The 12,860-nt window shown below is 71.2% G+C and carries 9 protein-coding genes and 1 tRNA gene; 6 read left to right on the top strand and 4 right to left on the bottom strand.

What is annotated here, in order from left to right; genetic code table 11:
• Nucleotides 1–380 precede the first annotated feature (380 nt).
• Nucleotides 381–1,427, bottom strand: a complete 1,047-nt coding sequence (locus ACYQ02_RS01095) for a FecCD family ABC transporter permease (protein WP_460038584.1) — start codon at nucleotides 1,425–1,427, stop codon at nucleotides 381–383.
• A gap of 514 nt (nucleotides 1,428–1,941) precedes the next feature.
• On the opposite strand from ACYQ02_RS01095, the gene ACYQ02_RS01090 reads away from it, so the two are divergent.
• Both ACYQ02_RS01090 and ACYQ02_RS01085 read left to right on the top strand, forming a co-directional pair.
• Entirely contained in the window at nucleotides 1,942–2,547 is a 606-nt protein-coding gene (locus tag ACYQ02_RS01090) for a hypothetical protein (protein ID WP_460038583.1), read from the top strand.
• A gap of 440 nt (nucleotides 2,548–2,987) precedes the next feature.
• The gene (locus tag ACYQ02_RS01085; protein ID WP_460038582.1) at nucleotides 2,988–3,881 is read left to right on the top strand and encodes a hypothetical protein; all 894 of its coding nucleotides are present in this window, start codon (nucleotides 2,988–2,990) and stop codon (nucleotides 3,879–3,881) included.
• 490 nt (nucleotides 3,882–4,371) lie between these two features.
• Here ACYQ02_RS01085 and fhuF read toward each other — a convergent pair whose 3' ends face one another.
• The 3 genes from fhuF to ACYQ02_RS01070 form a co-directional block, all read right to left on the bottom strand.
• Nucleotides 4,372–5,688 carry a siderophore-iron reductase FhuF gene (fhuF, locus tag ACYQ02_RS01080; RefSeq protein WP_460038581.1) on the bottom strand — a complete coding sequence of 439 codons (1,317 nt, stop codon included), beginning with the start codon at nucleotides 5,686–5,688 and terminating at the stop codon, nucleotides 4,372–4,374.
• A 411-nt stretch (nucleotides 5,689–6,099) separates the two neighbouring features.
• Nucleotides 6,100–6,732, bottom strand: a complete 633-nt coding sequence (locus tag ACYQ02_RS01075; RefSeq protein ID WP_460038580.1) for an NUDIX hydrolase — start codon at nucleotides 6,730–6,732, stop codon at nucleotides 6,100–6,102.
• Between the two features lie 420 nt (nucleotides 6,733–7,152).
• Nucleotides 7,153–8,241: a VOC family protein gene (locus ACYQ02_RS01070; protein ID WP_460038579.1), complete on the bottom strand. Its 1,089-nt coding sequence runs from the start codon at nucleotides 8,239–8,241 to the stop codon at nucleotides 7,153–7,155.
• 605 nt (nucleotides 8,242–8,846) lie between these two features.
• Between ACYQ02_RS01070 and ACYQ02_RS01065 the strand changes: the two genes are divergently transcribed.
• The 4 genes from ACYQ02_RS01065 (at nucleotide 8,847) to ACYQ02_RS01050 (ending at nucleotide 12,738) form a co-directional block, all read left to right on the top strand.
• Complete coding sequence (locus ACYQ02_RS01065) at nucleotides 8,847–10,817, top strand: FAD-dependent thymidylate synthase (RefSeq protein WP_460038578.1); 1,971 nt, start codon at nucleotides 8,847–8,849, stop codon at nucleotides 10,815–10,817.
• Nucleotides 10,818–11,099: 282 nt separating this feature from the next.
• Nucleotides 11,100–11,183 (top strand) — tRNA-Leu (locus ACYQ02_RS01060).
• 296 nt (nucleotides 11,184–11,479) lie between these two features.
• A complete protein-coding gene (locus tag ACYQ02_RS01055) occupies nucleotides 11,480–12,376 on the top strand; it encodes an SPFH domain-containing protein (RefSeq protein WP_460038577.1) in 897 nt (298 codons plus the stop codon).
• 143 nt (nucleotides 12,377–12,519) lie between these two features.
• Nucleotides 12,520–12,738, top strand: a complete 219-nt coding sequence (locus ACYQ02_RS01050; RefSeq protein WP_460038576.1) for a type II toxin-antitoxin system antitoxin — start codon at nucleotides 12,520–12,522, stop codon at nucleotides 12,736–12,738.
• The last annotated feature ends 122 nt before the right edge of the window (nucleotides 12,739–12,860 follow it).

Here is a 12,860-nt window from a genome sequence, read left to right as displayed (position 1 = left end):
GAACGATACGGGCAGCCCGCGCGGGCGCACGGTCAGGTGGCCGGGCAGGGGCGGTAGGGGCGGAAGGGGCGGGAGGACCGCCCGGCCCGCCCGGCCCGCCAGGGCCCCGACCGGACCGGCAACGGGTGCCTGGGGTTCCTGGGCCGAATGTGTGAACCCCGTCGCGGGTCCGGAGGGCCCTGTCGAGGGACCCCCAGACGCTGTGGCCAGCGCCAGGGTGCCTGTCGCCGGCCCCGCGGGCTCTGCCGTGGAACCCGCGGGCCGCGGGGCAGCCCCCACCGGCCCCGTCGCCGGCCCTGCGGCTAGGGCCTGGGGCGCCGGCGCCGGTACGGCCGCGTTTCGCGTTCCTCGGGCCGGTTGAAGCGGCCGCCTTGCGGGACTCATCGCAACGCCCTCCGGCCAAGCAGGATGAAGAACGGCGCCCCCAGCAGCGCGGTGGTGACGCCCACCGGCAGTTCCTCCGGCATGGCCAGGAAGCGGCCGGCCAGGTCAGCGGCCAGCAGCGTCGCGGCGCCGATCCAGGCGCTGTAGGCCACCATCCAGCGCGGGTTCAACCCCACCAGGGTTCGGGCCAGGTGGGCCGCCACCAGGCCGACGAAGCCGATGGGGCCGGCGGCCGCCACCGCCGTCCCCGCCAGCAGGACCACCGTCGCCCCCGCGGCCAGCCGGACCGGGCCGGCCGGGACGCCCAGACCCCGGGCCACGTCATCTCCCAGGGTCAGGGTGTGGAGGGCGGGAGCCAGGGCCAGGGCGGTGGCCCAGCCCACGGCCATCCAGGGGAGCAGGGGGGCGAAAAGGCCGAGCTCGCGGCCTGCCACCGAGCCCTTGAGCCAGAACAGCACCTCGTCCAGGGCCCGCTCGTGGGCGGTCAAAAGGCCGCTGGTCAAGGACTCGCCCAGGGCCCACACGGCGGCGCCGGCCAGGGTGAGCTTGAGGGGCGTCGGCCCCTCGCGCCCCAGGGCACCCAGCAGGTAGACGAGGATACCGCCGGCGGCGGCGCCTGCCAGGGACGTGGCCGTGAGCAATCCGAGGGAGGCCGGCCCGCCCAGCACCGCCACCAGGACGACGGCTGTGGCCGCTCCCGCGTTGATCCCCGCCACCTCCACGTCGGCCAGCGGGTTGCGGGTCAGCATCTGCAGCACCAGCCCCGCGACCCCCAAGCTGGCGCCCACCATCACCGCCAGCAGCGTCCGGGGCATGCGCACCGTGGTGACGACCAGGTGGGCGTCGCTGCCGTCAAAGCGGGTGTAGGCCCCGACCACCTCGGCCAGGGGGATCGCCATGGCGCCGTAAGCCATGCTGGCGGCGGCCAGCCCGGCCACCAGCAACAGGCCGGCCACCAGGCCGGCCCCGGGCCTGTTGAGCGGAAGAACCGGCCCGCGGCGGGCGGGCGCGGGGACGGGTCGGGTTCCGGATACCGCGGCCAAGGGCGACGCCACCTTTAACGGTTGCGATGGTATTGTGCGATGGTATTGAAAATCTTTTTCTGTATATCCCGCATTCGATCTTGGGGGGCGGGATCCTCCCCGTCAAGGGGATCGCGGCCAGTGGTCCACGATGGACGGCCCGTCCCCGTGCGGGGCGCCGGCCGCGCCGGCGGCTCGTCGGCGAGCCCTGGGGGGCGGAGGGAGGTGCGTCAGGTGGGGCGGTCCTGGTGGCCGCGCTGACCGGCCACGGTGTTGGCCCTCGCGTTTTGGCGTCCTCATGGGCCGCGACCGGCGGGCCGGGCGCCGGGCGCAAGGGAACGGCGTGCGCAAGAGCACCGGGTGAATTCGGTTCCTTTTTGGCAGAGTGGTGGCGTTGGCTGAGTGATTGCGTATGGTTGACTATTCCTGGATGCATATGGTGTGATAGCAGAGATCCTGGTCTTGTAATTGCCAGCCGCCCTGGGGTCAAGTACCCAGAGTCGGGGTTTTGAATCCGGGTGGGGGTCGGGCGGGAATGGTAAATCCAAAAATATTGAATGTCAAGACGATTGTGGTCGTCGTGGCAGCGGCGGCGGTGGTGGCGGCGGTGGTGGCCGCCATCGCTTCGCTTCCCAAACCGGTGCAATTGTACGATACACATCAATGGCCTGATCCGAGCCAATTTGGGTCGGTTGATCAGATCAAAGGCGTACTAAGCATATCAGCTGTCGTCAAGGTCATGGACCGTCCTCCTCCACCTGGAAACGGGGGCGGGGATTGGTACTCCATAAGCTATGACATCAAGATCACAAATGTAAGTGGGAAGCCCGTGCGTGACCTCATTGTCGGTGTGAAGCTAGATCCTAAAATGGGGCCGTGGATCTTGTCGAACATGCTTGACTTCGGAAGTGGTCTGGATGGGATCGACTTGATTCCAGGTCAGAAGCCGTATGGTCTCTATGTATCACGACTATCAGGTGTACCCAATCCCCGGCTTCTCGATACGCAGGATCGGAATAAGTTGATTGAGGCCATTCGAACCCCGCTATGGATGAAGATCACGTGGAATGGCGAAGCTCATTACATCCGATTGGACCCGGAAGAAATACATTTTGAAGGCCTCAGTTTGCTTGAGGAGTAGGCCTTAGGGGGACCGGAAAACGCAAGCCTCCTCCACATCGCAACTCCGAAGGTCCGTGGTATAAATCCGTCCTGGTCGAAGCCCCACCCTAGTACTTGAATAGTTAGCGGTGCTCCCGGCGCGGTGCGGTCTAGCTGTGGCTTCCGTTGTCTCAGTTGCAGTACACCGTCGGCCGCGGATAATGCGAGATGGTCACCGAGCGCGGCGAACACACGGCCCGGAGCCACGCGGCGTTGGTGGTCCCCGTCGCCGGGGGTGGTCCCGAGACGGAAAACGCCCGTGGGCGGGACGAAAAATCTGTTGTCCAGGACCACTTCTGGAAGACATGGGAAGCCCGCACCGACAAGAAGGCATCCTCTGTGCACAATGGCAATCGAAGTAATTGTATGCGTTTGTTGGATTTGGGGCCCGGAAGAGCCGGGCCGAGAAGGGATGGTCGAATGAAGAGAAAGCTCATAGCCCTGCTGTTGATCGCAACGGTGTTGATCGGGCTGACGGGCTGCCGCTGGGGGCAGTCAGAGCCGTCAGCGCTGGAATCATCGGCCCCCAAGGTGGTTGATAACCCGGAACCTGCTTCGGAACCGGTGCAAGAGGCGGCGGTGAAGCCACTGGAGCTTCCCACATACGAGGTTGGGGGCGGGAAGAAGACTCCGGTGCCGATTGTGAAGCTGGGAGAGCCACTAGAAGTGGGACCTGTGACGTTCCTGGTAAAGGCGTACAGTTTGACCTATTCGGTTGCTCGGAGACAGCTTCCGGACGGTAGCCTGTCGCAGGAGGCCGAGCCCGACTGGGCCGCGACGGAGTTTCGCATAACGGTTGAGAATCGTAGTGACGGTGTATTGGATCTTAACCAAAAGAAAGCATATTGGATAATGGACGAAGACAATCTTTACAAGCGATATGGCTTTGATCCTGTGATCAACTGGTTCGTTGTGGGATACATTAATCGCTACCTCATTATCCCGGATGAGCGTGTAGCAGAGGCATATAATTACATGCCCATGGATAAGGCCCTTGTCGCATGGATGGTCAATGAAAAAAAGATCCGTCCGCTTCCGGACAAAGTGCTTCCGGGTCATACAGTCGAAGGAAGTGTTGTATTGACGAGAGGTGCGGAACCCAATACGTACTATCTTTGCTTTGGAAATTGGCTGCGCAAATTGGCCTGGGGGTGTGTGGACTTGGGTACACCCGAAGAAATGCTCCGAGCTGCGGTTGTTAACATTGGGCCCAGTCCGCCTACCCCGTGGATCCAGGATAGAGATATCCAGATTTCTGGGGAGAACGGATACGGTCCTGAAGGCATTGAGGGGGCTGGCCGCAAACTTCATTAGGAACCGGCACCAATTAAACAACTTTCCCCTCGCCGGCAGCTACCGAAACTCGAGGCACTCCCGGAACGCGGCGGGTCCGTCCGATCGGGTCGCCCCGGGCATGGACGTCCTTGACACCGTGACCTACCGCTTTGGCTGCGTGCCAAACACCGACCCGGTGGGTGCTTCCCGGACGGAGGTCGTCGACCTGATCTGCCAGGCCGTCGCCGAAGGGGCCGGCGGCGGCACGCACGGCTTGTGCAGCGGCCGCTCTCCGCACAGGAGGCAGCCGCTTCGGCCCGTTTCCAAGTGGTCACCATGACGTTTGCGGCAGGCGCCTTTCGTTGGTCCGATCCGGGTACGGTGTGGCTCCGGTGAGGTTGGGTGCAGCCTGAAGCCCTTAAGAAGGCGCTCCGCCGGCTCAGGCTGAGCGGTGCCCCAAGGCCGCCCTTCCGATTCCGGCGCGGTACGCGCCTCCGCCCGGGGAGTCTCAGATTGGGTTTCGTGGGGATCACGGGATCCGGGGGGAGTTCGGGTCCGGATGGGCCTGGCGCCGGGCGGCCCGCCAGCGCAGGGGGCAGCAGTGACAGGGCTGGCCGCCCGGCAGGCGGTAACGCAGGCAACACGACCGCCGGATCCGCTGGGGCATGGATCCCTCCGCCTCCCACCAGGGTAGGCCGGCGTACCGGATCCGTCCGGCCAGGGGATTGGGGTCGAACCCGCCCAGGGCCGGCGCCGCCAGCAGCCAGGCGGCGTCGTGGGCCGCCGCGGCCGCCGTGGGGGCCCCGGCGGCAGCCAGCTCTTCAAAGAGGCTGGCGCAGAGGTTGGCCGTGTTCGTCCAGAGGGTGGTGGGGCGCACCCCGGTGGCCTGGTTCAGGGCGTGGACCACCGGAGCCAGGTAATCCCGCAGCAGCACGGCCAGGAGGTCGTCCATCCAGGGGGCCCGCGGCGGCCGGGGGGTGCGGGGCGTCCGGGGAATGGCCGGGGAGACCAGCGGGTGCCCCGATTCCCCGTGGCCGCCCCTTGGCAGCGGGTGGCGACAGCCGCCCAGGGGACCCGTGCACAGGACGCACACGGGGCCGTCGGGGGCGGCGTCGACCGGCCCGCCGGCGCCGGGCTCCTGACCGGCGGAGGAAGTGGCCGGCAAACGGTGGACGGGATCGCTCCCGGCCACACCCCGGCCTGGTGGGGAACCGGCGGCCGGGGCGGCGGAGTCCTGCGGCACCGGGGTGAGGCGCCTCCGGTTTTGTCTCCCCGAGGTGGTCCTGCCGCCGGGGGCCGGCACCTGCCTTGGGTGGCCGGAAGGAGCCGGTACCGCCGGTGTCCAGGCGATGGCGAAGGGCAGCAGCACAGCCGGTCGCTGTGCCGGTTCGTCCGGTTCCGGTCCGGACCCCGTTTGCCGCCCCGGCTCGGGGGCCAGCACCAGCACGGCGTCCTGGACGGGACCCACCAGCGGGATGCCGGCGACGGTCATGGCCAGCAGCGGTCCGGTGAGGACGGCGGCGCCATAGTGCTTGTGCCACTGGGAGGCGACCGCTTCCAGGGGCCCGCCCCAGCACGCTTGCAGGGATTCAATCATGGTCCGGAGCACCGTGGGGTCGCGCAAGGCGAGGGCGGGGACCGGTGCGGCCCGCCCGCCGGCGTCGCCGTCGCAAAACACCGCGTCCCTGCGGGGCAAGGGGCAAACGGCGTCCCCGCGAGGTGAGGGACCCAGGCCGCAGGCGGCCAGGAAGCCGTCCAGGCGGCGCCGGGTGCCCGGCGCCAGCGGCAGCCGGTGGAGGGTGGTGAGGGCGGCCGGTTCAGCCGGCGGGGACGGGCTCCTGCTCATGGCCCAAATGATACTGCAAGCTGTTCGCAAAAACCACCGGGCGGAGCGCCCTTCCGGCGGGGGCGGCGGCTGGGGCACGCGGCGGGCAGGCCGGTTCAGCCGGGGGAACCCGAGCCGGTTCCACTAGGGTCTGGCGGAAATCCGGGGGAACCCGAGCCGGGTCCACCAGAGCCTGGTGGAAATCGGGGGGCTGAGCCGGTTCCACCAAAGCCGGGTGGAAATCCGGGTGGAACCCGGGCAGGTTTCACCGGCCGGTGGGCCGGCCTGGATGTCCCACCCGGTGTGGCGGGTTCTTGCGCGGGCCTCCGGGCTCCGGGCGAGGGCGCCACGGGGCCCGAAGACCAGCCGGTCCTCTGGGTGGCTGGGGCCGGGGCCGGCCCCCGGGGACACGGGCCCGGACCGGGGGCTCCGCTAGGCGTTGGGAGGCGCCCCAGGGCCGGGAGCAGGCTTCCCGTCGCCGGAAGCGGGTCGCCCGGCGCCGGAGGCGGCGCAACCGTCGTTGGAGGCGGCGCAACCGTCGCTGGAGCCGGCGCGGCCGTCGTCGGAGCCGGCCAGCAGCGGCGCCACCCGGTACCCCTCAAGGCGCTCGCCCCGGTATGCCGCGATGAACACGAAGGGCGGGCCGGCCGCCAGCATCCGCGGCAGGAACAGGGGGATGTTCCCCACCACCCGTGGGTCGTGGAGGACCTGCTCGACGGGCCACCAGGCCAGGCGGCCTTCCTCCGAGGCCAGCAGGCTCCCGGTGGCGCGACGTGCGAGGAAGGTGTAGATCATCTGGGGCCGCCAGGCGCCGTCCAGCTCGTGGAAACAGAGGACGGCCCGCAGGGTGGGGTCCTCCAGGGTGAGTCCCGTCTCCTCGGCGAACTCGCGAACGATGCCCTGGATGGGGTCCTCACCGGCCTCCAGCTTGCCGCCGGGCGCGTTCCACCGCCCCGCGTTGGGCGGCTTGCGGCGCTCCAGCAGGAGGACCCGGCCGTCCTGCACGAGGAAGCCCAGGGTGAACACTTCGAAGACATGCCGCGGTGCGGGTGCCGTCATGCTCATGGGTAGGATTCTTCGGTCGCCGGGCGTCGAATCCTGTTGGGACCCGGCAGGGGGCGCGTGGTTTGCGCCCGGCGGGGGCGCGGTTTGGGTCCGGAGCGGTCGCGGTTTGGGCCTGGCAGGGGGCTCGCGAATTGCCGATTTCCCGGGAAATGCGTCGGCCGGTTGTCGAACCGGCGGAAGCGGCGCCAACTGCGGGACCAAGGCCAGCGGGGCCGCGCCAGCTGCGGGGCCAAGGCCAGCGGGCCGCGTCGGCGACAGGGCCGGGGGCGGCCCGCCGGTCGGGAGCCGCCGCCGTTCGGCCCCACCCTCATGCCAGCTAGGCACCCCGGCAACCTTCACGACCGTGGGGAGCCGCCACGGTTCAGCCGCACACCTCGGCCGGCTCGCCCCACCGGGTTGCCCCCTCGGTGGGGGGACGGCTCAGGTGGTCAGGTGCACGGGGATCCTGTCCGGGTCGATCACCGTCCAGCCGCGCTCCGTAGCCTGCAGGGGGAGTCGGGCTCGCTGGACCCGTTCCCGCACCGCTGCGAGATCGGCCGCCGTGGGGAGGACGACCGTGAAGCCCGCCAGGCCCGCGGCGCCCGGCGGCGGGGCCGGCGCCCCTTCGCCCGCCCACACGTTGAGGCCCAGATGGTGGTGGTACCCGCCGGCGGCCACGAAGAGGGCGCCCGGGAAGTCGCGCTGGGTCACCTCGAAGCCCAGCACGCCGCAGTAGAAGGCTTCGGCGGTCTCCAGCCGCGACACCTGCAGGTGGACGTGCCCCACCACGGGACCCAGGCCGTCGGGTTCGGCAGGGGCCCCGGCGGACGGGTGGTCCGGGGACCCGGGGTCCGCCGGCTGTGGGGGTTCCGGGGCGGCCGGCGACCGGAGGTCGTCTCGGGCCGCGGCCACCAGGCTCTCCAGGTCCAGGGGGGCGGTGTACATGGCCACGCTGCCGTCGTGGCCGCGGGGCCACTGGTCGCGGGGCCGGTCGGCATAGAGCTCGAGGCCGTTGCCCTCGGGGTCGGCCAGGTAGAGGGCCTCGCTAACGCCGTGGTCGGCAAAGCCCTGGAACCGCCAGCCGCCTTCCACCAGCCGCAAGAAGGCCCGGCCCAGGGCCGCGCGGCTCGGGTAGAGCAGGGCGATGTGGTAGAGGCCCGTGGTCCGCGGGGGCCGGATCGGGGCGGCAGGGACCTCCTCCAGGACCAGGAGGGGCGGGCGGCCGGAGGCCGCGCCGAGGGCGACGACCCGCCGGCCGGTCCCGGGGGCCGCGGGCGGAGCGGCCGGATCGTCCGGCTCGGGGGTGCCGGCGTCACGGGCCGCCGGTGGCATGGTGGCGCCGGTGAGGCCGTCCGTTCCCCCGTCGATTCCGCCGGCGGCTACTCCGCCGGCGGCGGGGAAGGCGGTGGGCACCAGACCCAGCAGGTCGCGGTAGAAGGGCATGACCCGCGCCAGCTGCCGGACCCGCAAATAGACGGGGCCGAGGCGCAGGCCGGCGGGCAGGGGATGGTCCGGGTCGCCGGGCGGCATGGGGCATCACCTCGTGTTGGGATGGGCGCGCGGTGGCGTGGCCGGCCGGTGTCCGGCCCGCGGCCGGCTGCCTCTTCCCCCATTGTCACCATCCGGCTGCCGTCCGGCCAGGGACTGCCCGGGAGGGCCAGGCACGCCAGCGGCCGGGCGCCTGGGGCGACCCACCCGGGGTCGCGTGCCGCGGGGTTACCGCCCTCGGTGCTACGCCCCGGGGCGACACACCTGGCGCCACCCACCCGGGGCCGCGCGCCAGGGGCCGCATTCGCGTGCCACGGGCCGCACCGCACACCGACCGGCCGGTGGAGCGGGCAGGGGGAGCGCACCATGGGGCGCATTCGCGTGCCAGGAGCCCCATTCCCGGGGGATGGGGGTGGGAAGCGGGAGGGTCGTCGCCCCCCTACGGCGAAGGGTTTCTGTCCTGGGCCTTTCAGTCCCCGGCGCCCCTCGCCGCCCGCGACGGCGAGGGGTGGCGAGGACCCGTGGCGTTTGCCCAACGATCCCAGGCGACGGCGCGACGCGGCCCCCGGCGCCAGGCCGGCCACCACGGCGCCGCCGGTCCCAACGATGCACGAACCATGCCACCCCAGGCGAGGCGGTGTTGGACCTTGTCGACGGCCGGTTCCCGCTACACGCCCCGCCAGCGCCAGCTGCTGGCCCGTTACGTGAGCAACCTGGACCAGAACGTGTATGCCATCTACAACTTGCCCGAAGAGGTCGTGGCGGTGATCTTCGCCTACGTCAGCCGCAGCCCGCGCAGCTTCCGGGACAACCTGCTGCGGCTGATGGAAGACCCCGAGCTCGACCTGCTGGCCGGCCTGCCGCCCCAACCCCAGGGGGTCCCCCGTGCCGGGAGCGGTTCTGGGCCCTCCGGCCAGGGGGCCTCCTCCACCAACCCCTCCGCGCTGGAACTGCCGACCCGGGAGGCCACCGCGGCACCGGGGAACGAATCCGCCGCGACGGTGGAACCGGCGGCCCCGGCGAGGGGCGGGTCGACCTCGCTCGAGCGCGCCGTCGGGCCGGCGGGCGGCGGGGCTCCGGCCCCCGGCGGGCAGAGCCCCCTGGCACCGGTGCCGCCGTCCCCGGGGGGGACCACCGGCCTGAGCGGCCCCTCGCCGGCCGCGGCGGCGCCTCCGGAGGCGGTGCCTGCCGGCTCGGTGGCGGTGGCCGCCGAGAAGGCCCGGCGCTTCCACGAGAAATGGGTGGTGGGCTACGGCCATGCCTCGGTGGCCGAACTGGCCAAGGCGGCCGTCGGCATCGAGCGCATCTCCCGCCTGGCCAGCGCGCGCCTGGAGACGGCCAACCCGTGGCTGTCCTTCATCGAGTACAGCCAGCGCTACCAGATGCCCGCCCGCGGGGCCTACGTGGTTCCGCCCGAGCTGGAGCAGGCCGGCGACGCCGAGCTCCTGGCCGAGTTCCACCGGGTCCAGGACGTCACCTACGACGCCTACCAGGAGCTCTTGCGGGGCCTGGTCGCGCACCTGGAGGCGGTGGAACCGGCGCGGCCCGGCGAGTCGCCCCGGGCGCGGTCGAGCCGCCTGGAGAAGATGGCCTTCGAAGACGCGCGCTACGCCCTGACCCTGGCGGTGGAGACCAACCTGGGCATGGTGGGCAACGGGCGCGCCCTGCGGGACGCCATCGTCCGGCTCCTTTCGGATCCCTACGCGGAGACGACCCGCCTCGCCCTGGCCATCCGCCGTGAGGTGGAGCGGGTCTTACCCACCCTGGTTCGATATGCCGAACCCAACCCCCGGCTGCGCGCCGCCGAGGAGGCCGTCGCCCGTGGGGTCGACGAGGCCTTTCGCCGCTACGGGGCGACGGAGGCGGAGACCAGCGGGCCCGTCCTCCTTCTGGACTGGACGGGCCGGGGCGCGGGTGCCGGGCCGGCGCCGGCGCCGGCCGCTGCGGCCGGCGGGGCGAGCGTAACGGGGCCATCCGCCCTTCCCCCATCGACCACACCCGACGAGCAGGCGGCCCTGGACGTGATCCTGGGCGCCTGGCTGGTCGAACACGGCACCCGCGGCTGGCCGGCCACCGCCGACGTCCTGGCCCGCATGGCGCCGGCGGAGAAGATCGCCCTCTTCGCCCGGGCGGTGGAGGGCCTCGGGCCCCACGACCCCCCGCCCGATGCACTGAAGCTGGTCCGCTACCGGGCCGAGCTCTGCGTCTCGGAGGCCAACTGGCATCAGCTGCTGCGCCATTCCCGGCGCATGCACTTTGCCGCCCAGGCGCCGTCGGTGGTCCACGGCATCACCGTCCCGCCGCGGATCACCGAAGCGGGCCTGGCGCCGGTCCTCCTGCGCGCCGTGGACGCGGCGGAGCGCCTGTTCTTCCGGCTGGTGCGGGCGGGCCTGCCCCTGGCCGCCCACTACGTGGTGACCAATGCCCACCGGCGCCGGGTGCAGGCGGAGTTCGACCTCTGGCAGCTCTACCATCTGCTGACCCTGCGGGGGAAGCCCGAGGCCCAGTGGGACATCCGGGCCACCGTCCACGAGCTGGCGCGGCGGGTGACGGCGGTGCACCCGAACCTGGTGCGGTGCGCGCCGCGGCTGGCGGCGATGCTGGAGGCGGGCTCGTAACGGGCTGGGACGGCGCCGGGCGGTCGCGCGCGCATCCCGGCCGCGGAAACGGAAGGCGTGGCCGCGGGCGGCGGGCGGCTGGCGGTTGCGCGCGCAACCCGGCTGCGGAAGCGGCGGGACCGGCCGCGGCCGGCCGGCGGCGGCCGGTGGCGGCGAGGGCGGCCCAGGGCGGCACGTTGCGGCCGGAGGCGGGCGAGCGCAGCCGGCCAGGAAAGCGCCGGTAGGACAGGAACGCAGCCCGTTGTGAGGCCCGGCGCCCCTGTGCTACGATGCTGCTGCTGGGCCGGGGTGTCGGAACCGGTAGACGAGGCGGACTCAAAATCCGTTGGGCGCGAGCCCGTGCGGGTTCGAATCCCGCCCCCGGCACAGGAGCCGGCTCCCGAGGGAAACGGGGGCCGGCTCCGCCTTCACCCGCCCATTTCACCCACCCATCCACTCGCCCGTTGGCGCGCATTCCCTGGCGCCCGTTTTCTTTTTTCTTCTTCCGCTTTCGACGTAAATTTTGGTTCCGTATTTAGCTTCCGCAGGCGTTCACCCGCAGGAGATCCCGGCGTGCTAGCAGAATGATATCATCCCATCCAGAGGAACCGGCGGTCCGGGCCTCGCCGGGACTGAACCGGCAAGCGAAGGCCGCGGGGCCTGGGAGGCAGGAGGGGATGGCGATGAAGGAGCGGCGGGCGTGGGCCCTGCCCGGCATCGTTGGGCTGCTGGCGAGCCTGGCGCTGGCGGCGGCCGGCGTGTACCTGTTCGTCACGGGCGTGTCGGCCCTGGATTCGGGAACCAGGGCGGTGCTGGGCCATGGCGGCATCGACCTGGTGGCCAGCCTCTTGGCCCTGGCAGGCGCGGCGGCGGTCGCCTCGGGGATGGTGATCGTCCAGCCCAACTACTCCCGGTCCGTGGTGTTGTTGGGACGTTACCTGGGGACCTTGCGCGAACCCGGCTGGTGGTGGACCGTGCCCCTGGCCGCCCATCCCGCCGTGTCCCTGCGGGTGCGGAACTTCGAGAGCGAGAAGCTCAAGGTCAACGACCTGCGCGGCAACCCCATCCAGATCGCCGCGGTGGTGGTCTGGCGGGTGGTCGACCCGGCCCGCGCCCTGTTCGAGGTCGACGCCTACGAGGACTTCGTCAAGATCCAAAGCGAGACGGCCTTGCGCCACATCGCCAGCCAGTACCCCTACGACCACTTCGAGGACCATCGCGCGCCGTCCCTGCGGGAGAATACCGACAGCGTGTCCCAGGCTCTGGCTCAGGAGCTCCAGGAGCGGCTGGCGGTCGCCGGCGTGGAGGTGCTGGACGCGCGCCTGACCCACCTGGCCTATGCGCCGGAGATCGCCCACGCCATGCTGCAGCGCCAGCAGGCGGAGGCCGTGGTGGCGGCGCGGGCCAAGATCGTGGAAGGCGCCGTGGGCATGGTGGAGATGGCGTTGCAGGAGCTGCAGCGCAGCGGCCTGGTCGACCTGGACGCGGAGCGCCGCGCGGCCATGGTCAACAACCTGATGGTGGCCATCGTCGGCGAGCGGGCCGCCCAGCCGGTGATCAACGCCGGCACGCTGTACTGAGGGGCTGTGCCGTGCGGGGGGAGGGGGGCCGTCTGCCCGCCGCCCGCAGGGAACGGTCCCATGGTGGTGGCAATCGGCGAGCCACCGGCGGGCCGGCGGGGCGGCGGAGCAGCGCCGGGGCATGACAACGGGAAGTGACGCCGGTGACCGAGAAGAAACGGTTCCTCCTGCGCATCGATCCGGCGATCTACGACGCGATCCAGAAATGGGCCGCCGATGAGTGGCGCAGCGTCAACGGCCAGATCGAGTACCTGCTGCGGGAGGCGCTGCGCAAGGCGGGCCGCCTGCCCGGACCGGCCAGGGGGGACCGGGGGCCCAGGGAGTCCGGGCCGCCCTCGACCGATGCGGGAGGGGAGGGTTGAGGGCGCAGGCCTGGACGGCACGGGCTTGGACGATGCAGGACTGGACGACGCTGGACGGGCCGTCAACACGTCGCTTCCAGGCTTCGGGGGCCGGCCGCCCAGGGCGGATCCGGCCCCCATGC

The organism is Thermaerobacter litoralis (assembly GCF_054654595.1).
This window is presented reverse-complemented; position numbering and strand designations above follow the sequence as displayed.